The sequence below is a fragment of the Planomonospora alba genome (assembly GCF_039534085.1).
GTDB lineage: Bacteria > Actinomycetota > Actinomycetes > Streptosporangiales > Streptosporangiaceae > Planomonospora_B > Planomonospora_B alba.
The window spans coordinates 63,975-85,818 of the sequence record NZ_BAAAUT010000006.1; the positions used below are offsets into that span (position 1 = coordinate 63,975).

Genomic DNA, 21,844 nt, shown 5'->3' on the forward strand with positions numbered 1-21,844 from the left:
CGGAAATCACATCCTCATACCGGGATTGAAACTTCTCCCACCCGCCGTCGATATTCGCAATCTCTTTAATTTAACCAGCAATGTCCGATAAATGCCACAAAACATGCTAGATGGAGGTCTGTGGCCGCCGGGGCGGGTGAGGCGCGCCCGTCCGGGTGCGGCTCCCCGGGACCGCCGGACGTCCCGTTTGAGGAGTTTGAGGAGTGGATCTACGGGGACGACTACTAGACTCTGCCTGTCCGTAACCGTGGCCGCCGTGCCGCGGTTTTCTGCGAGCTGGACGGAACCGCATGTCTGGGTATGACCGCGTAGTGCAACCGGCGGCCGGCGACGAGGCCCTGGAGAACCACCTCGGTGGGGACGAGGCCAGGAACTACCGGCAGTACGAGTTCGACATGGTCGCCCCGCACGTGGGCCGCTCGATGCTGGAGATCGGCTCCGGCCTGGGCCACTTCGCCGAGCAGTTCCTGCCCCGCCTGGACCGGCTGGTGGTCAGCGACTTCGACCCCTACTGCGTGGAGCAGCTCAAGAAGCGCTTCGCCGAGCGCGACGACGTCGACGTGCTGCAGTTCGGCCTGCCGACCGACATCCCCATCGGGGAGAAGGTCGACACCGTCGTCATGATGAACGTCCTGGAGCACATCGAGGAGGACGTCGAGGCGCTGCGCTCGCTCGCCGCCGTCACCGCGCCCGGCGGCCGGATCGTCATCTGGGTCCCCGGCTACATGCAGCTGTACGGCGACTTCGACCGCAAGGTCGGCCACGTCACCCGCTACACCCCCGCCACCCTGCGCAGGACGGTCTCCCGGGCGGGCCTCGACATCGACGTGCTCAAGCCGATCAACTTCCTCGGCGGCCTCGCCTGGTGGGTCGCCGTCCGCCGCGGCGGCGTCGGCTACCCCGACCCGCGCCTGGTCAAGATCTACGACCGCACGGTCGTGCCCGCCACCCGCCTCATCGAGCGCTTCGTCCGCCCGCCGTTCGGCCAGACCGTCTTCTGCGTCGCCCGCGTGCCGCAGGAGTAGCCTCCCGGGCCACCGCCCCGCCGTACCGCCTTGCCCGAGCCCGTACCCGGACATGTCCTACCGAAGGCCCGCACCCGGGCATAACGCCGGAAGACATCCGCGTCCGGGGAGGTCCGATGACGACGACCGATTACGCCAAGGCACGTGCGGTGGCCGAGCAGGCCCGCGAGAAGGAGTGGGTCCGGCCCAGCTTCGGCAGGCAGCTCTTCCTGGGCGACCTCCGCCTCGACCTCGTCCACCCCGCCCCGGTCCTGCCGGAGGAGGAGAGCACCAGGGGCGAGGAGTTCCTGGCGTCGCTGCGGAGGTTCCTGGCGGCCCGGGTCGACCCCGCGCTGGTCGAGCGGACCGCGCAGGTGCCCGACGAGGTCGTCAAGGGCATGGCCGAGCTCGGCGCCTTCGGCATCACCATCGGCCGCGAGTACGGCGGGCTCGGCCTGCCGTACCTCTACTACGGCCGCGCCCTGATGCTCACCGCCTCCTGGTGCCCTGCCGTGGGCACCATGCTCTCGGCGCACCAGTCGATCGGGGTGCCGCAGCCGCTGAAGCTGTTCGGCAGCGAGGAGCAGAAGCGCGCCTTCCTGCCCCGGTGCGCCGCCGGGGAGATCTCGGCCTTCCTGCTGACCGAGCCCGACGTGGGCTCCGATCCCGCGCGGCTGTCGACCACCGCGGTCCGGGACGGCGACGAGTACGTGATCGACGGCGTGAAGCTCTGGACGACCAACGGGGTCGTGGCGGACCTGCTGGTGGTGATGGCGCGCACCGGGGAGCGGATCTCCGCGTTCGTCGTCGAGGCCGACAGCCCCGGGATCACCGTCGAGCGGCGCAACGCGTTCATGGGCCTGCGCGGCATCGAGAACGGCGTCACCCGCTTCGAGGGGGTCCGGGTGCCGGCCGCCAACCTGATCGGCCGCGAGGGCCAGGGCCTGAAGATCGCCCTGACCACGCTGAACACCGGGCGGCTCTCGCTCCCGGCCGCCTGCGCGGGCAACGCCAAGTGGGCGCTGAAGATCGCCAGAGAGTGGGCCCGCGAGCGCGTCCAGTGGGGGCGCCCGATCGGCGGGCACGAGGCGGTGGCCCGCAAGCTCTCCTTCATCGCCGGCACGGCCTACGCCCTGGAGGCCGTGATGGACCTGACCTGCCGCCTGGCCGACGACAGGCGCAACGACATCCGGATCGAGGCCGCGCTCGCCAAGCTGTACGCCTCGGAGATGACCTGGAAGGTCGCCGACGAGCTGGTCCAGCTCCGCGGCGGGCGCGGTTACGAGACCGCCGAGTCGCTGGCCGCCCGGGGCGAGCGCGGGGTCCCGGCCGAGCAGGTGCTGCGGGACGTGCGGATCAACAGGATCTTCGAGGGCAGCACCGAGATCATGCACCTGCTGATCGCCCGCGAGGCGGTGGACGCGCACCTGTCGGTCGCGGGCGAACTGGTCGACCCCTCGGCGTCCGCCCGCGCCCGGGCCCGCGCGCTCGCCCGGGCCGGCGCGTTCTACGCCCGCTGGCTGCCCACCCTGGTCACCGGCCCCGGCGACCGGCCCGGCTCCTACGCGGAGTTCGGGCACCTCGCGCCGCACCTGCGCTACGTCGAGCGGACCTGCCGCAGGCTCGCCCGCTCCACCTTCTACGGCATGTCCCGCTGGCAGGGCGCCCTGGAGCACCGGCAGGGCTTCCTGGGCCGGCTGGTGGACGTCGGCGCCGAGCTGTTCGCGATCACGGCGACCTGCGTGCGGGCCCGCGAGGAGTCCGCCGAGCTGGGCCGGCGGCCCGTCGAGCTGGCCGACACGTTCTGCCGCCAGGCGCGGCTGCGCGCCGAGGCGCTCTTCGACCGCCTGTGGGACAACACCGACGCCGGCGACGTACGGCTGGCGCGGTACCTGCTGAAGGACCGCTACACGTTCGCCGAGGAGGGCATCCTCGACCCGTCCCTCGACGGGCCGTGGATCGCCCGGACGGACTCGGGCGCCCCGGCCGCCGAGAACCTCCGCCGGCCGATCCACTGACGCCGCGCCGGGCCGTGCCCCGCGCGGGGCACGGCCCGGCACCCGGCGGCGCGGTGCCGGGAATCACCCGGATTTAAATGCCTTGCACCGGCCGGAGGGGGCGCGTACCGTCGTCGGCATGTGGATTTTCTCCTGACAGCCGGCGTCGATCGGCCCCACGCCGATCCGCCCGCACTCAGCTCTCCGGCCCCGTACGTCTGACGCGGCAGCTGAGTCTCCGGCACGGCCCCTGCGCCGCGTCGCCCATTCCTCGAAGGAGATCCCGTATGCGCGCCCGTGTTTCCGCCAAGCGCTCCGGAAAGACCCGGACCCGTTCCCCGCTCCCGGAGCGGACCCTGCCCCCGATGCCGCCAGTGCCCCGGCAGATGCCCCGACCGCATCAGCCGGTGAGGCCGACCCAGCAGCCGCGCCGGATCCCCGGCAAGGGCGGCCGCTGAAGAGGAGACGCCGCGGTCCCGTCCACTGGGGACCGCGCCGTCTTCTTCTCCCGCTTCCTCTCCCGCGCGCGCCGCCCGGCGCCGGACGGCCCGCCGCCCCGGCACCGGCCGACGCGGCGCCTACAGGCGCTCGATGACGGTGACGTTGGCCTGGCCGCCGCCCTCGCACATGGTCTGCAGGCCGTACCGGCCGCCGGTGCGCTCCAGCTCGTGCAGGAGCTTGGTCATCAGGATCGCGCCGGTGCCGCCGAGCGGGTGGCCCAGGGCGATCGCGCCGCCGTTCGGGTTGACCTTGGCCGGGTCGGCGCCGATCTCCTTGAGCCAGGCGAGCGGGACCGGGGCGAAGGCCTCGTTGATCTCGGTGACGTCGATGTCGTCGATCGACAGGCCGGACTTCGCCAGCGCCTTCCGCGTCGCCGGGATGGGCGCGGTCAGCATGTAGACCGGGTCGTCGCCGGTGAGCGCCAGGGTCACGATGCGGGCCCGCGGGGTCAGGCCGTGGTCGCGGACCGCCTGCTCGGAGGCGATCAGCAGCGCCCCGGAGCCGTCGGAGATCTGCGAGGAGGTGGCGGCGGTGATCCGGCCGCCCTCGCGCAGGGTCTTCAGCTCCGCCATCTTCTCCAGCGTGGTGTCCGGGCGGGGGCCCTCGTCGTCCTCGACGCCGTTGACCGGGGCGATCTGCTCCTTGAAGTAGCCGTTCGCGATGGCCTTGGCCGCCCGCTGGTGGCTCTCGTAGGCGTAGCGCTCCAGCTCCTCGCGGGACAGGTCCCACTTCTCGCACATCAGCTCCGCACCGCGGAACTGGGAGATCTCCTGCTTGCCGTACCGCTCGACCCACTTGTCGCCGAACGGGAAGGGCATGCCCTTCTCCAGGGCGGCGCTGATGCTCGACCCCATGGGGACGATGCTCATCGACTCCACGCCCGCGGCGACGACGAGGTCCTGGGTGCCCGAGAGCACGCCCTGGGCGGCGAAGTGCACCGCCTGCTGGGAGGAGCCGCACTGGCGGTCGATGGTCACGCCGGCGACGTTCTCCGGAAGACCGGCCGAGAGCCAGGCGTTGCGCGCGATGTCCATGCTCTGCGGACCGAACTGCATCACGCAACCCATGATCACGTCGTCGACCGCGGAGGGGTCGACGCCCGTGCGGTCGATGAGCGCCTTGAGGGTGTGCGCGGCCAGGTCGGTGGGGTGGACGGTGGACAGGCCGCCCTTCTTCTTGCCGACCGGGGTACGGACCGCCCCGACGATGTACGCCTCTGCCACAGTGCCTCCTGGGTCCCGTCCCTACGAAACCGAGCATTATTCGGTCAGTAGGAGGTTACCTCAGAACACCTGCCCGCGCCCTCCCCGGGAGGCGTGTTTCACGGCACGCGGGCCCCCGCCCGGAGGGGGCGGTGGCCCGCGGGGCGCCGGCGCACGTGGATGTCCGGCCTGGCAGGCGTCAGCGTACGTAGACGTTCGGCCTGGGCGGGGCGGCCATGCCGTCGCCGATGAAGAACGACGGGTGCGGCGGCTGGTTGTAGGCGGTGTTCTGCCAGGCGACGGCGGTGCGGTACTGCACGTCGTGCATCAGGGTGTGGATGCGCCGGTCGGTGAGGTGCGGCGTGCTGTGGATCCGCAGGGCCGTGTTGTCGCTCGTCGGCCAGACGACCTCCTCCCGCCAGTCACCGAACAGGTCGGCCGTCAGGGACGGCGTGGCCTTGGTGCCGTTGTTGGAGTGCACGCCGGAGGCGGTCAGCAGCCGGGTGTCCCCGCCGGTGCCGTACTTGTCGATGCGGGTCTGGTCGAGCAGCTCGCGGACCGGGTCGCCGTCCCACCAGATCACGAAGTTGGCCGAGGAGGGCTTGCGGCCCAGCGAGGCCCCGGTGACGCTGCGCAGCGTGCCGTCGGCGGCCGACCAGGACTCGGCGCCGGGGCTGCCGGCCCAGACGTCGGCCGCCACGCCGCGGCCGTTGTCGCTGCCGGAGGCCGTGGACCACAGCACCTGGCCGGTGCGGGCGTCGGCGAACCACGAGCCGGGCTTGGACGGGTCCTCGGAGACCTTGAACATCTCCAGTCCGGGCCGGGACGGGTTCAGGTCGCCCACGTGCATAGCGTCGCCGTGGCCGTTGCGGTTGTTCCACAGCGGCGCGCCGTTGTCGTCGACCGCCATCGACCCGTAGACGATCTCGTCCCGGCCGTCGCCGTCCACGTCGGCCACCGACAGGCTGTGGTTGCCCTGGCCCGCGTAGGAGGTGTTGGAGTTGGAGTCGAAGGTCCAGCGCCTGGTCAGCGAGCCGTTCCGGAAGTCCCAGGCGACGATCACGCTACGGGTGTAGTAGCCGCGCGCCATGATCAGGGAAGGGCGCCGCCCGTCCAGGTAGGCGGTGCCGGCCAGGAAGCGGTCCACCCGGTTGCCGTAGGAGTCGCCCCAGGAGGAGACGGTCCCGCGGGCGGGCAGGTAGTCGACCGTGGACAGCGCCGCGCCGGTCCGCCCGTCGAACACGGTCAGATACTCGGGACCGGACAGGACGTAGCCGCTGGAGTTGCGGTGGTCGGCCGAGGACGAGCCGATGACCGCGCCCCTGCCGTCCCTGGTCCCGTCGGCGGTCTTCATCGCGACCTCGGCGCGTCCGTCGCCGTCGTAGTCGTAGACCTGGAACTGGGTGTAGTGCGCCCCGGCGCGGATGTTGCGGCCCAGGTCGATCCGCCACAGCCGGGTGCCGTCGATCCGGTAGGCGTCGACGTAGACGTTGCCGGTGTGGCCGGACTGGGAGTTGTCCTTGGCGTTGGACGGGTCCCACTTCAGCACGAGCTCGTAGCGGCCGTCGCCGTCGAGGTCGCCGGCGCCGGCGTCGTTGGCCGCGTAGGTGTAGGAGACCCCGTCCGGGGCGGTGCCGCCGGCCGGCGGCTGGATCGGCACGTCCAGGTAGCCGCCGCCGAAGCGGAGGGACGGCTCCGAGGCCGCCTGCTCGGCGCCGCTCACCACGGCCCGCACCGTGTAGGAGGCGTCGGCGGGGGCCCCGGCGTCCAGGTGGTTGGTGGAGCCGGTGATCGGCGCGGAGTTCACCTTCGTGCCGTTCCGGTAGAGGTTGAAGCCGGTCGAGGCGGCCTCGGTGCCCAGCAGCCGCCAGCTCACCAGGTTCCCGCCGCCGGAGCGCACGCTGATCAGGCCCCGGTCCAGGTCCTCCACCTGCCTGGCGTCCCCGGGGATCTCCGTCGGGGCGGCGGTCGGCTCGGCGGTCGGGGTCGCCGTGGGGGTCGCGGTCGGGGTGGGGGCCGCGCCGGCGGGCTTCAGCGCCCAGCGCTTGGAGACGACCGAGTCGCAGGTGTTCTGCTTGACGGTGGCGCCGGAGTCGTCGGACGCCGTGTTGAGGCACTTGCCGCTGCCGGCGTTGACGACGCGGTAGACCGAGCCGCTCACCGCCTCGAGGTTCCACGTCTGGAAGGGGCTCGCCGAGCAGGTCTGCTGGACGACCGCCTTGCCCGCGGAGGTGCTGTCGCCGGCGATCCCGGCGCACTTGCCGCTGTGCGCGGCGGCCAGCCGTCGGCCGCCGGAGACGTCCGACAGCGTCCAGGTCTGGTTGGCCCCGCCGTTGCAGGCGTACTGCACCAGCGCGGTGCCGTCGGCGGTGCCCTTGGCGTACACGTCGAGGCACAGGCCGCTGGCCTCGTTCACCAGGACGTACGATCCGGCGGCCGGGGCGGCGGAGGCCGTGGCCGCCGTGGCGTCCCAGCCGCCGAGCAGCGCGCCCGCCACCAGGACGGCCGGGACGGCGGCCCTCCGGCGCGGCCGGGGCCGCCGCGGGGGTGTGATGGGTCTCATGTCCAGCTCCGATCTCGACCGACGGGGGACGGCGGGCCGCGGCCGTGCTCCGGCACCCCGCGGGACCGTCCGGGAACGGCTCCCCTACGGCCGCGCGGCGCCTTCCCGGCCGGCTCCCAGGTCGCGGGAATGCGCTTTCCTAGCGCCCAGACGGTAGAGCAAGGCGGACAAAAGCGTCAATCCACAGGAAACAAGCGGCACGCGTGCCAGGCAACCGCGGCGGAACGCGTCAGGTCAGCGTCCCTGCCCGGTCGGCGGGCCGGTGCTCCCGCCCGCTCCCGGTCCTGAAACTTTCAGGGACGGCGGAGGCCGCGGTCCCGCCGGAACCCCGGACCCCGGGGACCGGAGGGACACCGGAACCGCGGGGCCGGAAGACCTCCGGGAACCGGCGGGACCACCCGGTCAGGAGGGCCGGTTCAGCACGATGTAGCCGTCCCGTTCGAAGACGATCCGGTACCCGGTGCGCAGCGCCTCGTCGACCCGCTGCCGCTGCACCTCGTGCGCCCCGAACGGGAAGGACCAGCGGGCCACGTCGGCCACGATCCACGGAGCGCCGTGCGCCGCGGGGCCCCACAGCAGCACGGTCGCCCGCCCGGTGAGGGCGGGCCCGACGTGGTTGACGGCCTCGACCACCACCCCGTCCGGCACCTCGGCCACCGCCGCCCGGGCCGCCGCGGCGTGCGGCTCGCCCTCGTAGAAGGACCACTCCAGCAGGTTGCCCAGCGCGAAGCGCGGGACCAGCGTGAGGGCGATCACGCACGCGGCGAACGCCCAGTGGCGGCCCACCTGCCGGGCGGCCGCCTCCGCTCCGGCCGTCCCGCGGCGCCTGAGCCATCCGCGCAGGCGGTCCACTCCGTCGACCCCCGCGCACAGCAGGATCGCCACGAGGAAGGCGTTGTAGTGGAAGTTCGCCTCCCACCACTGCGGCCGGTCGGCCAGGAAGCGCTCGGCGATCAGCGGGAGCGCCGCCAGGGTGAGCGGCGAGAGCAGCGCGGTCAGCAGCACCGGCCAGAACAGGAAGGCCAGCGTGTCCACCTTGACCTCGGGGCTGACGAGCTGCCACAGCGCCCCCAGCGGGTCGCGGGCGATCCCGAGCGCCATCTCCCCCACGCTCGCACCCCACCTGCCGTAGGCCCAGTGGAAGCCCGTCCCGCTCGAACCGGCCAGCGGCATGAGGACACCGCGGATCATCACCAGCGCGGCGAGGGCGGCCAGCACGAACGCGGCCCCCTCCAGCCTCCTGCGGGTGACGAACAGGTACACGCCGAAGCCCGCCACGAGCAGGCCCATGTCCTCCTTGACCAGCAGCAGGCCGAAGGCGGCGAGCACCGCCGGCAGCGCCCGCCCGGCGTCGAACCGCTCGATCATGATCGCGCTCAGCAGCGGGACGAACGCCGCCTCGTGCACGTCGAACCCGGCGGCCTGCGCGACCGGCCACGACACCGCGTAGGCCACCGCGACCAGGTGCGCCGGGACCGGGCCGAGACGGCGCTCGGCGTAGTGCCAGACGGGGATCGCGGCCAGCGCGAGCAGCACCGCCTGGGCCACGATCAGCGTCTGCGGCCCGTCGTGGATCCAGTAGAGCGGGGCCAGCAGGGCGAAGATCGGCGAGAAGTGGTCGGCGAGCTGGAGGAAGTCCATGCCGGCGCCGTAGTTCATGCCGACCGAGGGCACCGTGGGCGCCCCGAAGCCCGCGTACCCGCGCACCGCCTGGTCGAAGATGACCAGGTCGAAGATGCTGGCCCGGAAGGTGGCCAGCTTGACCAGGCCGAGCACGGCGTAGGCGGCCGCGGCCAGCGCCACGGTCGCGCCCAGTGCCACGGCGTGCGGCCGGCGCCGCAGGAACCCGGCCGCGCCGCCGGGCGCCGGCTCGCCCCTCCCCCGGTCCTCCCCGGGGTCCCGGGCGTCCCTCCCCGTCCCGGAGGCGGTGTCGGCGCTCATGCCCTGCGGGTGCCCGTCATCGTCGCGTAGACGATGACGTTGTCGGTGTAGTGGCCGGTGGTGCGGTTGTAGGTCCCCCCGCAGGTGATCAGGTGGAGCTGGGCGGCGGCCGACTCGCCGTACACCCGCTGCGTCGGGAAGACCTCCTTCCCCGCCTGTTCGAGCCCGCCGACGGTGAAGACCGCGATCACGCCGTCCTGCCGGCGCACCTCGATGACGTCGCCGTTGCGCAGCTCGTGGAGGCGGCTGAACACCGCGCTCCCCTTCTTCGTGTCCTTGTGCCCCAGCATGATCGCCGGTCCTGCCTCCCCCGCCGTGCTGCCCAGGCGGTACCAGCCGACGAGGTTCGGGTCGTCCACCGGCGGCACCTCGATCGCCTTCCGCCTGTCGAGCCCCACCGAGGTGATCGGCGCGTCCACCTTCAGCTTCGGGATGACCAGCCGGAGCGGGGTCGAGGGCTGCATCGGCGCCGCCGCGGGCATGGTCGGCTGCGGCGGCGGCACGGTCGGGGCCGCCTGGAAGTACGGCTCCGCCGCCCCGGCCGCGCTCGGCTGCGCCCGCGGCGGCAGCGTGGTCCGCTGGTCGGCCAGGCCGTACTCCTCCGGCGAGGCGACCATGAGGATCAGTCCGACGAGCACGGTGACCACTCCCGCGATCCCGGCCAGGATCAGCACCGACCGGAGCATCCTCCCGCCGCCCGCCGGATCGTCGTACGGCTCGTCGTAGCCGGGCCCGCCGTACCCCGGAGGGTAGCCGGGCCCGCCGTACCCGGGCGGCGGGTGGAGCGGCCGCCGGTGGACGGGGTGCGGATGCCGGTACGGCTGCGCGGGCCACCGCGCGCCCCCGTGGGGCGGTCCGGGGGGCCTGCCGTCCGGCGGCGGCGCGGTCATCCGGTCACCTCCGGTCAGCCCCGCTGCGCGGTCCGGCGCCGCAGCGCCAGCCCGCCGGCCCCGGCCGCCGCCACCAGGAGGGCGCCGCTCAGCATGATCAGCCGGGCGTCCGGCCCGGCCTCCCCGCCGCCGCCGGTGGACGCCGCGCCCTCGGGCGTCTCCTCGATCTGCCGCGTCTTGGTGGTCCGGCTGGTCTTGGTGGTGGGCGTGGAGCTCGCCGTCACGGTCTCGTAGACGGTGATCGTGGGCTTCGGCGTGGTGGCGGTGGGCGTCGGGGTGCCGGTGCCGGTGCCGCTGGAGCTTCCGGACGGCTTCACGGTGATCAGCAGCTGCGCGGCCGCCGCCTCGGCCGGGGCACCGGGGACGCAGTCGTACAGCTCGGCGTTGGTGCCGCCGGCGGCCGGCGCCACCTCCAGGAAGAAGGACCCGGGCTGGACCCCGATGACGCCGGTGGCCGTGGGCACCATCGTGATCAGCACGGTGGTGGTCGGCAGCGGGGCGTTCGCCGCCACCGCCCCGGGCGTGGACGAGGCCGTGGCGTAGACGCTCGCGCTCGGGGTGGGCAGCGGCGAGCCGGTGACCAGCGCCTCCGCGTCCACCACGAGGCGGTCTCCGGCGGCGAGGGCCGAGGGGGCGAGCAGGCTCGGCGCGGCGGCGGGCTGGCCGATCTTCCAGGTCGCGACGACCGTGGCGCCGGGTGTCGGCGCCAGCGGGCCGGTCAGGTCCATCTGCAGCCGGTAGGGGCTGGCCGCGGCGCCTGCGGCGGAGGAGGTGCAGTTGTAGGTCACCGGCACGGGCGCCGCCATCATCGACGCGATCGCCGGGAGCCCTCCGAAGAGGACACCCGCGCCCACCAGCCCGACGGCGGCTGTCCTGACCGCGACGCGCCTGCGCGTCTTGGACTTCAGCACGGTCTCTCCCCGGTTCGGTGCGGTTGCTCGGCGGGAGATCACTCGTCGTCCCCACCAACGGTCAAGGTTCGCCATAGATCCTAGGGAGATCTCCCAGAAGGTGGAAACCTCTCCGTAAAACGGACAGAGATTCTCTCCCTTCTCGCAGTGGCCCGCACACCTCGCCATCTCCCGGACGCGCCCGCACAGCCGGTGGCACGGCCGATGCCGACGGGGCGGGAGGGCGGTGGAGTCGCGCGCGCCGCGGGGAAAGGGCAAGATCACTTATGGGCGGCCCGGAGATCGGACGACGGGCGGCCCGTATCGCCGACAGCCGAGGGGAATCGCCACGTCATGCCGGAGGGCCGGGACGTACGGGTGGCCGCGGGCGCCCACCACTGCGGGCTGCCGTGCCGGTGGTGCGGCGGGAGCGGGACCTGGAGCCCGGAGCGGGCGCACGTCGAGGAGTCGGGGGTGATCGTGTTCCACCGGGTCGCCGAGGAGTGCCGCATGTGCCTGGGGACCGGCGAGTGCATGCACCTCCACCCCGGGGAGCACCCGGAGACGCCCGGAGCGGCGTGACGCCTCCGTCCCGCCGTACGGCGGGGCGGGTAGCACGGCGGGGCGGACGGGCGTGGCGGACGGGCGTGGCGGACGGGCCGGCCGGCCCGGCAACGGATCCGTTGCCGGGCCGGGAACGGATCAGCCGGAGGACGCCTTGCGGGTGGCCGACAGGGTCGCGTAGACGATGATGTTGTCGGTGTAGTGGCCGGTCTTCTGGTTGAGCACGCCGCCGCAGGTGATCAGGCGCAGGGCCGCCTCACCGGTGTTGCCGTAGACGCGCTTCGACGGGAACGACGTCTTGCTGGTCTGCTCGACCCCGTCGACGGTGAACTCGGCGACGTACCCGTCCGACCGCGAGATCCGGATCTTGTCCCCGCGGACGAGCTCCTTGAGCCGGAGGAAGACACCGGCCTTGCCGTTGCCGTTGACGTGCCCGAGCACGACGGAGGGTCCCTGCTGGCCGGGGACGGGGCCGTGCTTGTACCAGCCCGCGTGGCCGAGCTTGCTCATCGGCGGTGTCTGGATCTTCTGCTTCGCGTCGATGCCCAGGGACATCAGCGGCGCCAGCACGCCGATCTTCGGAATGGAGATCCTGCGCGGCGTCACGCCCGCGCTCTTGAGCGGCTCGGGCGGCATCACGACGGGCAGCGGCGGCGCGGCCGTCGGCGCGGCGGCCGTCAGCGGGGTGTCCAGCCCGCCCGGCCCCACCTCCGCGGGGGCGGGCGCGCCCGCCGCGTTCTGCTCCGGCGCGACCGGCTGCTCCTGCGCCACCGCCTGGGGGATCGGAGGCCCGTACATCTCCTCCTCCGCGGGCGGGGCGAGGAAGGCGAGCAACCCCGCCATGACCAGCCCCACCCCGCCGAGCGATCCGGCGACCAGGAGCGACGGGAGCAGCCACTTCCGCCCTCCCCCGCCGGGTGCCCGGCCGCCCTCGGGATAGGCGGGACCGCCGCCCGGATAGGGCGCTAGGCCGCCCGGGTACGCGGGGTCACCGCCCGGGTGGGACGCGGGGTCGCCCTGCGGAGGTCCTGGGTGCATGCCGGCGCCCCGCCTACTTCCGGCCGCGTGCGTGCGCCGCCCGGCGCCGCAGGAGCGTCACGCCGCCCAGCACGCTGCCGAAGACCATGGCCGAGCCCGCTCCGGCGAGCGCCAGGCCCGGCTGCTCGGCGCTGCCGCCGCCGGTGTCCGCGCCGCCCTTGGGCGTGACGGTCACCTGGGGCGTGGTGGGCGTCGCCCGGGTGGGCGTCACGGTGACGGTCGCGGTGATGGTCGGCTTGGGCGTGCTCTTGGCGGCGGGCGTGCTCGTGGGAGTCTTGCTCGGCGTCGGCGTCGGCGGTACGGGGGTCTTCCCGCCTCCACCCTGGTTCGGGGGATTCGTGCAGGTCGGCGAGGGAGACGGCGTGGGGGTGGCGGTCGGGGTGGGGGTGGCGGTCGGGGTGGGGGTGATGGTCGGCGTGGGAGTCGGGCTGCACGCGGGCAGCGGCGGGTTGCCGTTCCCCGGGGGCGTGCTGCCGCCTGTGGGATCGGGCGTGCCACCGCCCGTGGGAGTGGCGGATCCGCCGATGGTCACGTCCACCGACACCGGCGTGCTGACGAGCGTGCAGGTGGCCCGGTACTGCGGCGGCGGGCTGGTCAACTCTTCCGTGATCACCCGGAAGGCATCCAGCTGCGCCCACTTACCCTGCTCGTCATTGACGACCTGGATGCGGTACTTGTCGTAGGGAAGACCTCGAAGGCTCCAGAGCGTCAAGCCGCCTTTGTTGGCGTAGCTCGTCGGCGTGCCGTCGTCCTCTTTCGAGGCGTCGATGTAGGCCGGAGTGGTCTCCTCGCCGTCGAGGTAGAACCGGACCCGTCCCGCCCGGAAGTCGCGCTGGGCGATGTACTCGATCCCGGTTCCGGTGAACTCCATGGAAGCCGTGGCGTTCTTGTCCTTCGCCCGGTGGATGTCGTGGTGGTGATTGTTCTGGTGCTCCGGCCGGTCGTTCAGGTTCTGCCAGGCACCCGTCTCGTACTGCACCCGCGCATCGTCATCGTTGACCACGACCTCACCGGCCGGGGGGGTGAAGTCCACGTACAGGGTCTGGGGTGTGACCTTGACCTTCGCGGCCCGGGTGGTGTGCGCCGAGTCGGAGATCGCCTCGGGGAGCTGCAACTGGGAGTCGGGCTGTAGCGGACCGGCCTGACTGAGGCTCCCCTTCGGCTGGAGAACACCCTCCCAGCCCCCGGTGAGCTGCACGTTCCCGGTGACCGAGACCTCTCCCTGAGGCGCGAAGAAGTGCGGCGAGCCGAACCTGGTCCCGTCCAGATAGCCGATCTTCCAGTCGAGGCTGAGCGGCTGCCCGACGGAGACCGTCGTGGGAATCGACAGCGTGGTCCTGATGTTCACGGGCCCGGTCTCCGCCACGCCTCCGGTACAGGCGTAGTCGACGACCAGCTCGGCGTTACTGGCGCTCGCCGTACCGGAGGACAGGACGACCACCGCGCCGCTCAGCAGACCCAGGACCGGGATCGCGGCCGCCCTACGGAGTCCTGCTCTCCACCGCACCACTGGACACCCCGCTCGTAAAACCTGGACACAGAAATGGTCATTTCACCACAACAGGTCCGGATCGTAGTGGTATACAGCGGCGTCCCGCAGGGAGTTCGGCGGGACTCCCAGCGCACTGTGGCGCAGTTGTGATCTCGCGAACGTTCCACGCCGCGAGAGCGGGCCCGCGCCACGCCCACCCCAGAGGGGGCGGGAGCCCCGCAACGCCTGTACCTCCAGGTAACAGAATCGTATTCTGGCCGCGGAGACCCTGAAGGAGGAGGCAGTCATGGAGCGGGACCTCTTCGAGGAGGAGCACGAGCTCTTCCGGGAGACCGTGCGCGAGTTCCTGGCCCGGGAGGTCGTGCCCCATCACGGCCGGTGGGAGAAGGACGGCATCGTCCCCCGCGAGGTGTGGAAGAAGGCCGGCGAGGTCGGCATGTTCGGCTTCGGGGTGCCGGAGGAGTTCGGCGGCTCCGGCATCAAGGACTTCCGCTACAACGCGGTGATCGTCGAGGAGATCATCCGGGTCGGCGCCTCCGGCCTCGGCTTCTCGCTCCACAACGACGTCATGGCACCGTACTTCGTCGACCTGACGAACGACGGGCAGAAGGCCCGCTGGCTGCCCGGCTTCGCCTCCGGCGAGCTGATCACCGCCGTCGCGATGACCGAGCCGGGGGCCGGCAGCGACCTGCAGGGCGTACGGACCACGGCCGTGCGCGACGGCGACCACTACGTCGTCAACGGCTCCAAGACCTTCATCACCAACGGCATCAACTCCGACCTCGTGGTGGTGGTGGCCAAGACCGACCCGTCGGCGGGCGCGCGCGGCATCTCGCTGCTGGTCGTGGAGCGCGGCATGGAGGGCTTCACCCGGGGCCGCAACCTGGAGAAGATCGGCATGCACGCCCAGGACACCGCCGAGCTGTTCTTCGAGAACGTCCGCGTGCCCGCCGCCAACCTCCTCGGCGACCAGGAGGGCCAGGGCTTCTTCCAGCTCATGGCCAACCTGCCGCAGGAGCGGCTGTCGATCGCGGTGGCCGCGGTGGCCGCCGCCGAGACCGTGCTGGCGGCGACGATCGACTACTGCAGGAACCGCCAGGCCTTCGGGCGCAGCATCGGCGGCTTCCAGAACACCCGGTTCGTCCTGGCCGAGCTGGACACCGAGGTCGAGATCGCCCGGCACTACGTGGACAAGTGCATCCGCGCCCTCAACGCCGGGACGTTCACCGTCGTGGACGCCGCCAAGGCCAAGTGGTGGGCCACCGAGCTGCAGACCAGGGTCATCGACCGCTGCCTCCAGCTGCACGGCGGCTACGGCTACATGATGGAGTACCCCGTCGCCAGGGCCTGGCTCGACAGCCGGGTCCAGACGATCTACGGCGGCACCACCGAGATCATGAAGGAGATCATCGGCCGGTCCTTCGGCTTCTGAGCAGGGACCCGCCCGCGGTCCCGCGGCGGGACGGAGCCGGTCCGTCCCGCCGCGGGACGGACCGGCCGCGGCGCTAGTTCCTGACGATCTCCTCGATCCGCACGGCCGCGCCGTCCTTGATCGAGACCTTGGCGTAGAGCGAGACACCCGCCTTCAGCGCCTTCTTCAACTGGTCCACGCTGCACCGGTGCGGGATCTCCCCCTCGTCGCAGACGCCGCCCTGCACGTCCAGCACCTCCGTGTACGGCACGAGCTGCGCCGTACGCTCGGCGGCGTCGTCGCCCTCGATGAGGATCGAGTCCGCCCCCTTGAGGCCGACCTGGCCCGTCACGTCCTCGTCGAGTCCCCGGCCGCCGGGGATGCTCGGGCTCGGCGGCGCCGAGGGGGACGCCGCGGGCGCCGAAGGGGACGGCTCGCCGGCCGGCTCAGAGGGGGCCGGTTCCGTCACGGTCACGGTCGCGGCGGGCGAGGCCGCCTCCGGCGCGGGCGACGGCTCCTGTCCCCCGGAGCAGGCGGACAGGGCGAGGGCGAGTGCGACTACCGACAGGGCGCGGCCTGCCTTCAACGTTCCGTTCACAGCGCCCCACCCTCCCACGGACCGGCGGGGCCCGCCCACCCGGCCGGAACCCCTCCGCCGCCCGGGCGATGTGCGCCGCCCCGCCGCGGGCGGCGGCCGCACGGCGCATACTGGTCAGCGACGGCTCTCCCCGAAGGCGGTGGCATGAACAGCGGCCTGATCCTGCTGGTCTTCCTTGCGTTCCTGTTCGCCTGGGGACTGAACCGGGTGCGCCGGGCGCTGCGGCTCGGCCCGCTGGCCTACGCGGGCGTCATGATCACCTTCGCCATCGTGGTGCTCGCCATCTGGGGCCAGACGATGCGCTGACCGCCGCACGGCGGCGCGCTAACCGGCCGACGCCTCCAGCAGCACCCGGGCGACCAGCTCGGGGTCGTCGCTCATCGGCAGGTGCCCGCAGCCCCGCAGCAACTTCACCCGCTGCCCTGACCACCGCGCCGCGCGTACGGCCTGCCGCCGCGGCAGCAGCCGGTCGTGCTCGCCCCAGGCGATCGTGACCGGCACCTTCGGCGGCGCCGGGGGCATCATCCACGCGAACGCCTCGAGCATCTCGTCGAACCCCCGCGCACCGCGCAGGGCCTCCCCGGCGGCGAGCACCGCCTCGTCGGGCAGGCGGCCCGGGTGGGCCACCATCAGGCCCACCGCCAGCGCCTTGGCCAGCGGGCCGCCCACCGCCGCGGCGGCCCGCTCCGGGGGGACGGCCAGCGCCGCCGCCCTGGTCGCGCGGAGCACCGTCCGCGTGTACAGCAGTTCGGTCCGGTTCCAGAAGCCCGCCGGGGAGAGCGCCGCCGCCGTGCGGACGGCGCCCCGCGCGGCGAGCTCCAGCGCGACGTAACCGCCGAGCGAGTTGCCCGCCACGTGCGGCTCGCGGACGCCGAGCATCCCGCAGAAGGACTCGACCGCGTCGGCGAGCGTCTCCGCCGTGTACGGCGTGCCGTCCGGCAGCGGCGGCGAGACCCCGAAGCCGGGGAGGTCGACGGCGATCACGTCCCGCTCGGCGGCGAGACGGTCGAGCACCGGGAGCCACCCCTGCCAGTGGTGGCCGATGCCGTGCAGCAGGATCAGGGGCGCCCCGGCCCCGCGCCGTTCGAAGGCAAGCTCCATGCCCACCACTCAAGCACCGATCGGAGTCCCCGCCCAGACCCGGCGGCCGCCTCCCTGGCGGCGCGGCGCCGTACGGGAGGGTCTGCCGGGCGGCGCCGCCGTACGGGGGACGGGGCCGCCCGCGGCTAACGCGCCCTGGTGGGGATCTCGAACCAGACGGCCTTGCCCTCCTGCGTGGGGCGCGAGCCCCAGCGCCGGGCGAGCTGGTCGACGAGGTAGAGCCCGCGGCCGCCCTCGTCGTTCTCTCCCGCGCTGCGGATGCGCGGCAGGCGCAGGTCCTGGTCGAAGACCTCCACCCAGACGGACTCCCGGCCGCGGCGGAGCCGGAGCGTGAACTCCTTCTCACCGGCGGGCTCGTCCTCGTCCTCGAAGCCGGGCAGGTCCCAGGACTCGTCGAAGTCGAGCGGCCCGCCGTCCATCATCAGGTCGCGGCGCGGGACGCCCGCGGCGGCGGCGTGCAGCACGACGTTGGTGACCACCTCGGAGACGAGCAGGCAGGCGAGCTCGGCCCGCTCCTCCGGGACGTTCCACCCGGAGAACGCCGCCGCCGCCATGCGGCGGGCCTCGCTGACCATGATCGGCTGGGCGGGGAAGGTGCGCTCCTCGACGTCGAGGTCGGCGGCGGAGGAGCGGACCACCAGGATCGCCATGTCGTCGTCGATCTCACCGGGCACCGCGGCGGTGGCGGCGTCGGCGATCTCCTCCACCGAGTCGCCCGCGGTCTCGACCAGCCGGTCGCAGAGCAGCGTGAGGGTCTCCTCGTCGCTGAGCGGCGGGCCGGAGTCGCGGATCGGACGGCGGTCCACCAGGCCGTCGGTGTAGAGCAGCAGCGCGGCCCCCGGCGGGAGCGTGCGCGTCTCCTCCTTGTAGACCAGGTCGGCGTGCATGCCCTTGGCGCGGACGCCGAGCGGCTGGCCGACCTCCTTGATGTCGAGCTCGACGCAGGTGCCGTCGACCAGCAGCAGCGGCGGGGCGTGCCCGGCGTTGGCGAAGGACAGCTCGCGCGACCAGGCGTCGTAGACGAGGTACTGGCAGGTGACGATGGGCGGGACGCTGACGTCCTCGCCGCTGTCGTCCTGCTCGGGGGTGGCGATGATGCGCGTCCACTCGTCGAGCCGGGCGAGGATCTCCGCGGGCGGCTTGTCGTCCTGGGCGAAGGCGCGCAGCGCCGCCCTCAGCTGCCCCATCACGGCGGCGGCCTTGGCGCCGCGGCCCTCCACGTCGCCGATGACGATGCCGACCCGGCCCGCCGAGAGCGGGATCACGTCGTACCAGTCGCCGCCGACCTGGGTCTGGATGCCCTGGCCGTGCGAGGCGAGCGGCGCGGCGGGGAAGTAGCGGACCGCGATCTCCAGCCCGTCGAGCTGGGGCAGCGCCCGGGGCAGCAGGTGCTTCTGGAACGACTCCGCGGTGTGCCGCTCCTCCTCGAACAGCAGCGCGTTGTCCACGGCCAGCGCGACCCGGGTGGCGATGGCGCCGACGAAGTCGCGGTCGAAGGTGTCGTAGTGCGGGCTGCGCCGGTCGGTCAGGTTGGACAGCCCGAGGTACATCAGGCCGAGGGTCTCGCCGCGCACGCACAGCGGCGCGACGATGGCCGACGTCAGGCCCACCTCGGCGGCCAGGCGGGTGCTGCCCTCGCTGGGGCTGGGGTAGTTGGTCCTGGCGAAGTCCTCGACGAGGATCGTCTCCTGACGGCGCAGCGCGATGTCGGCGTAGTGCCCCGCGGGGTAGCGGATCTCGGCGCCGAGCGGGGCCCAGGTGTTCGGCGGCGGGCTCCAGCCCTGGACGTGCGTGGAGACCCTCCGGGTCAGCCGGTCGCCCTCCATCAGCTCGATGAAGCAGTGGTCGGCGAACTGGGGGACGAGCATCTCTGCGACGCGCTTGAGCGTCTCCTCGACGTAGAGGGAGCCGGCGAGCCGCTCCCCGATCCGCTCCAGCAGGCCGAAGCGGTCCTTCTCCCGCTCGTTGCTCCGCATGGCCTCGCGGGCGGTGATGACGATGCCCGTCACCGCGCCCGAGGGATGGCGCAGCGGTACGGCCTGCGCGCGGACGTAGATCATCGTCCCGTCGCCGCGCTTGACCTCGAAGGTGCCCTCCCAGACACCTCCCTTGAGCACCTGCTTGGCGGCCTCGACCGCGAGCGGGTGGTCGGTGTCCAGCAGCCCCAGGGTGAGCGCCGGCCTCTCCCGGGAGCCCGGGGGGCCGGAGTGCCCGAAGAGTCTTTCGGCGAACGGGTTCCAGTAGAGGAGGTTGCTGAAGCGGTCGGTGACCACCACCGCCATCTCGGCCTGGTCGAGGACGGCTCCGGCCGACAGGTGGTCGGCGGCGTCCTGCGGAAGATCCCCCCACCGCTTCATACAGTGACCACCCTTCGGGGACGGGCGTGCGCAAAGCGAACCACGGTTGCTCCTGCTGCAGTCTCGGCCGGGGAGTGGAGGGATTTCCCCGTGGGATCCAACCGAGTGGATGCGCGCCGGTCAGAGCACGGAGACGAAGACGTGAGAGGCGACATCCCGCGGGAGGTCCGCAAGAGAGTTGCCCGTCGCATCGTCACCGATCACCCGCACCCCGTCGTCGCTCGCCGCGAGCGTCACCTCGCGTCCGGGTTGTATCCCAACTTGCTTGAGTTTAAGCATCACAGCAGGATCGCTTTGCACTTGTTCGCTAATTCGGCGGACGACCACGGACACATCCTTCGGCCCGGCCGCCTCCGCCATCGACGGCAGCGACTCGCGCTCGACCGCGGGCACCGTGACGCCGAGCTCCTCCAGACCGGGGATGGGGTTGCCGTGCGGGTCGCGGGTGGGGTTGTTCAGCAGGGTGACCAGGCGCGTCTCGACGGAGTCGGACATCACGTGCTCCCAGCGGCACGCCTCGTTGTGCACCTCCTCCCAGGGCAGCCCGATCACCTGGGTCAGCAGGCACTCGGCGAGGCGGTGCTTGCGCATGACGCGGGTGGCGAGCGCGCGGCCGAGGTCGGTCATGGTCAGGTGCCGGTCGCCCTCGACGCGGACCAGGCCGTCCCGTTCCATCCTGGCGACCGTCTGGCTCACGGTGGGCCCGCTCTGCTTGAGCCGCTCGGCGATGCGGGCGCGGAGCGGGACGATCCCCTCCTCCTCCAGTTCGAAGATCGTACGGAGGTACATCTCCGTGGTGTCGATCAGGCCGTGTGCGGTCAAGACTCCTCCCGTCTTGCGTCATCGCCGTGTCCGCGGCGCGGATCCCCGTAGCCCGCGCCGGGCATGGCCGGGTTCACAAAGGTTTGCAGGACTTCCGACCCTAGCGGGATCGGGACTTCCGACCCTATGGGGAAAGACGTCCGCGGTGACCCCTGATGGCACACGCCAACACCGCAGGCCGCGGAAACCTTCCCCGCCCGTCATGTCCGCGCCGCGTCGTCGCGCGCCACCGCCGCCGCCCGGTAGTCCCGGAACGCCGGTACGGCGAGCCCCACGACGAGCACCGCGGCCGCGCACGCCAGTCCGCCGCCGACCCACGCCCCGGTGGCGCCGAACCAGGTCGCGGTCGCTCCGGCCCGCAGGTCGCCCAGGCGGGGCCCGCCGGCCACCACGACCGTGAAGACGCCCTGCATCCGGCCGCGCATCTCGTCGGGCGCGTGGGTCTGCAGGATGGTCTGCCGCCACACCCCGGCGACCATGTCAGCGCCGCCGCCGACCGCGAGCAGCGCGACCATCGCCCACAGCTCGCCGGCCAGCCCGGCGGCGACGACGCTCATCCCCCACACGGCGATCGTGAAGGTGAGGGCCATCCCCTGGCGCCGCACCCGGCCGACCCAGCCCGACAGCAGCCCGCCGATCACCGAGCCGATGCCCATGGCGGCCGTCAGCCAGCCGAACGCGACCGGCGAGCCGCCGAACCGCTCGGCCACGACCTCCGGGAACAGCGCCCTGGGCAGGGCGAACGCCATCGCGATGATGTCGACGACGAACGACATCAGCACCACGGGGTGCCCGGCGATGTAGCGCAGGCCGTCCACGACGGACCCCAGCCCGGGCCGGGTCACCTCGCCCGTCGGCGCGAGCCGCGGCAGCCGGAGGGCCGCGTACAGGCTCGCGCCGAACAGCACCGCGTCGGCGAGGTAGGCGATGGCGAACCCGCCCCGGGCCAGCACCACGCCGGCGATCAGCGGTCCGATCACCGCGCCCAGACTGGAGACGAGGAAGTTGAGCGTGTTGGCCGCCGGCACCTGCTCGACGGGGAGCAGCCTGGGGATGATCGCCCCCCGGGTGGGGCTGGTGACGGCGAACCCGGTGGCGTGCACGGCGACGGCCGCCAGCAGGAGGCCGACCTCCTCGGTGCCCGTCCATGCCTGCACCAGCAGGGCCAGCGTCCCCGTCCAGGCGACCAGCGCGCCGCCGATCAGCAGTTTGCGCCGGTCCACCGCGTCGGCGATCGCGCCGCCCCAGAGCCCGAAGACGATCAACGGGACGAGGTTGGCCGGGCCCAGCATGCCGACCCAGAAGGACGAGCCGGTGATGTCGTAGATCTGGGCGCTGACCGCCACCGAGGTGAGCTGGAAGCCCATGAAGGAGACGCCCTGCCCCCACCAGAGCCGCCGGTAGGCGGGGGTCGCCAGGGGGCGGACGTCCACCAGGTGCCTGCGCACGAAGTCCAGCAGCCCCACGGGTCCC

The 21,844-nt window shown here is 72.8% G+C and carries 17 protein-coding genes; 5 read left to right on the plus strand and 12 right to left on the minus strand.

The window, feature by feature from the left end:
• Positions 1-311 precede the first annotated feature (311 nt).
• Together ABD823_RS05015 and ABD823_RS05020 are read left to right on the plus strand one after the other, a co-directional pair.
• Positions 312-1,025 (plus strand): class I SAM-dependent methyltransferase, encoded by a 714-nt coding sequence (locus ABD823_RS05015; protein ID WP_344856380.1) that lies wholly within the window; start codon positions 312-314, stop codon positions 1,023-1,025.
• A gap of 116 nt (positions 1,026-1,141) precedes the next feature.
• A complete protein-coding gene (locus tag ABD823_RS05020) occupies positions 1,142-3,022 on the plus strand; it encodes an acyl-CoA dehydrogenase family protein (RefSeq protein WP_344856382.1) in 1,881 nt (626 codons plus the stop codon).
• A 557-nt stretch (positions 3,023-3,579) separates the two neighbouring features.
• Here the strand turns inward: ABD823_RS05020 and ABD823_RS05025 are convergent.
• From ABD823_RS05025 to ABD823_RS05045, 5 genes are all read right to left on the minus strand, one after another.
• Positions 3,580-4,725 carry an acetyl-CoA C-acetyltransferase gene (locus ABD823_RS05025; protein ID WP_344856384.1) on the minus strand — a complete coding sequence of 382 codons (1,146 nt, stop codon included), beginning with the start codon at positions 4,723-4,725 and terminating at the stop codon, positions 3,580-3,582.
• A gap of 178 nt (positions 4,726-4,903) precedes the next feature.
• Positions 4,904-7,267 carry a rhamnogalacturonan lyase family protein gene (locus ABD823_RS05030; protein WP_344856386.1) on the minus strand — a complete coding sequence of 788 codons (2,364 nt, stop codon included), beginning with the start codon at positions 7,265-7,267 and terminating at the stop codon, positions 4,904-4,906.
• Positions 7,268-7,669: 402 nt separating this feature from the next.
• On the minus strand, positions 7,670-9,208 hold the full coding sequence (locus ABD823_RS05035; RefSeq protein WP_344856389.1) for a DUF2079 domain-containing protein: 1,539 nt from the start codon (positions 9,206-9,208) through the stop codon (positions 7,670-7,672).
• Positions 9,205-10,098: a class F sortase gene (locus ABD823_RS05040; protein WP_344856391.1), complete on the minus strand. Its 894-nt coding sequence runs from the start codon at positions 10,096-10,098 to the stop codon at positions 9,205-9,207. The genes ABD823_RS05035 and ABD823_RS05040 overlap by 4 nt, the downstream gene beginning before the upstream one ends.
• A 14-nt stretch (positions 10,099-10,112) precedes the next feature.
• A complete protein-coding gene (locus ABD823_RS05045; RefSeq protein ID WP_344856393.1) occupies positions 10,113-11,009 on the minus strand; it encodes a hypothetical protein in 897 nt (298 codons plus the stop codon).
• A 333-nt stretch (positions 11,010-11,342) separates the two neighbouring features.
• Between ABD823_RS05045 and ABD823_RS05050 the strand changes: the two genes are divergently transcribed.
• On the plus strand, positions 11,343-11,570 hold the full coding sequence (locus tag ABD823_RS05050) for a hypothetical protein (protein ID WP_344856395.1): 228 nt from the start codon (positions 11,343-11,345) through the stop codon (positions 11,568-11,570).
• A gap of 120 nt (positions 11,571-11,690) precedes the next feature.
• On the opposite strand, the gene ABD823_RS05055 is transcribed toward ABD823_RS05050, so the two are convergent.
• A complete protein-coding gene (locus ABD823_RS05055) occupies positions 11,691-12,590 on the minus strand; it encodes a class F sortase (RefSeq protein ID WP_344856397.1) in 900 nt (299 codons plus the stop codon).
• Between the two features lie 13 nt (positions 12,591-12,603).
• Positions 12,604-14,097 (minus strand): hypothetical protein, encoded by a 1,494-nt coding sequence (locus ABD823_RS05060; protein ID WP_344856399.1) that lies wholly within the window; start codon positions 14,095-14,097, stop codon positions 12,604-12,606.
• A gap of 271 nt (positions 14,098-14,368) precedes the next feature.
• Between ABD823_RS05060 and ABD823_RS05065 the strand changes: the two genes are divergently transcribed.
• Positions 14,369-15,514 (plus strand): acyl-CoA dehydrogenase family protein, encoded by a 1,146-nt coding sequence (locus ABD823_RS05065; protein WP_344856401.1) that lies wholly within the window; start codon positions 14,369-14,371, stop codon positions 15,512-15,514.
• Positions 15,515-15,587: 73 nt separating this feature from the next.
• On the opposite strand, the gene ABD823_RS05070 is transcribed toward ABD823_RS05065, so the two are convergent.
• Positions 15,588-16,091: a hypothetical protein gene (locus ABD823_RS05070; protein WP_344856403.1), complete on the minus strand. Its 504-nt coding sequence runs from the start codon at positions 16,089-16,091 to the stop codon at positions 15,588-15,590.
• Between the two features lie 144 nt (positions 16,092-16,235).
• On the opposite strand from ABD823_RS05070, the gene ABD823_RS05075 reads away from it, so the two are divergent.
• Positions 16,236-16,397: a hypothetical protein gene (locus ABD823_RS05075; RefSeq protein ID WP_344856405.1), complete on the plus strand. Its 162-nt coding sequence runs from the start codon at positions 16,236-16,238 to the stop codon at positions 16,395-16,397.
• An 18-nt stretch (positions 16,398-16,415) separates the two neighbouring features.
• On the opposite strand, the gene ABD823_RS05080 is transcribed toward ABD823_RS05075, so the two are convergent.
• The 4 genes from ABD823_RS05080 to ABD823_RS05095 all read right to left on the minus strand — a co-directional run bounded on the left by ABD823_RS05080 (position 16,416) and on the right by ABD823_RS05095 (position 21,837).
• Positions 16,416-17,192, minus strand: coding sequence for an alpha/beta fold hydrolase (locus ABD823_RS05080; protein WP_344856407.1), 777 nt, complete (start codon positions 17,190-17,192; stop codon positions 16,416-16,418).
• Between the two features lie 125 nt (positions 17,193-17,317).
• Positions 17,318-19,549: an ATP-binding SpoIIE family protein phosphatase gene (locus tag ABD823_RS05085; protein ID WP_344856409.1), complete on the minus strand. Its 2,232-nt coding sequence runs from the start codon at positions 19,547-19,549 to the stop codon at positions 17,318-17,320.
• 120 nt (positions 19,550-19,669) lie between these two features.
• Positions 19,670-20,371 (minus strand): iron-dependent transcriptional repressor DtxR, encoded by a 702-nt coding sequence (locus ABD823_RS05090; protein ID WP_344856411.1) that lies wholly within the window; start codon positions 20,369-20,371, stop codon positions 19,670-19,672.
• 200 nt (positions 20,372-20,571) lie between these two features.
• Entirely contained in the window at positions 20,572-21,837 is a 1,266-nt protein-coding gene (locus ABD823_RS05095; RefSeq protein WP_344856413.1) for an MFS transporter, read from the minus strand.
• Positions 21,838-21,844: the final 7 nt, after the last annotated feature.

Excerpts from the sequence above, each read along its gene's own strand:
- ABD823_RS05085 (WP_344856409.1), bottom strand. The coding sequence starts at position 19,549 with ATGAAGCGGTGGGGGGATCTTCCGCAGGACGCCGCCGACCACCTGTCG.
- ABD823_RS05065 (WP_344856401.1), top strand. The coding sequence starts at position 14,369 with ATGGAGCGGGACCTCTTCGAGGAGGAGCACGAGCTCTTCCGGGAGACC.
- ABD823_RS05050 (WP_344856395.1), top strand. The coding sequence starts at position 11,343 with ATGCCGGAGGGCCGGGACGTACGGGTGGCCGCGGGCGCCCACCACTGC.
- ABD823_RS05035 (WP_344856389.1), bottom strand. The coding sequence starts at position 9,208 with ATGAGCGCCGACACCGCCTCCGGGACGGGGAGGGACGCCCGGGACCCC.
- ABD823_RS05040 (WP_344856391.1), bottom strand. The coding sequence starts at position 10,098 with ATGACCGCGCCGCCGCCGGACGGCAGGCCCCCCGGACCGCCCCACGGG.
- ABD823_RS05030 (WP_344856386.1), bottom strand. The coding sequence starts at position 7,267 with ATGAGACCCATCACACCCCCGCGGCGGCCCCGGCCGCGCCGGAGGGCC.
- ABD823_RS05055 (WP_344856397.1), bottom strand. The coding sequence starts at position 12,590 with ATGCACCCAGGACCTCCGCAGGGCGACCCCGCGTCCCACCCGGGCGGT.
- ABD823_RS05075 (WP_344856405.1), top strand. The coding sequence starts at position 16,236 with ATGAACAGCGGCCTGATCCTGCTGGTCTTCCTTGCGTTCCTGTTCGCC.
- ABD823_RS05080 (WP_344856407.1), bottom strand. The coding sequence starts at position 17,192 with ATGGAGCTTGCCTTCGAACGGCGCGGGGCCGGGGCGCCCCTGATCCTG.
- ABD823_RS05020 (WP_344856382.1), top strand. The coding sequence starts at position 1,142 with ATGACGACGACCGATTACGCCAAGGCACGTGCGGTGGCCGAGCAGGCC.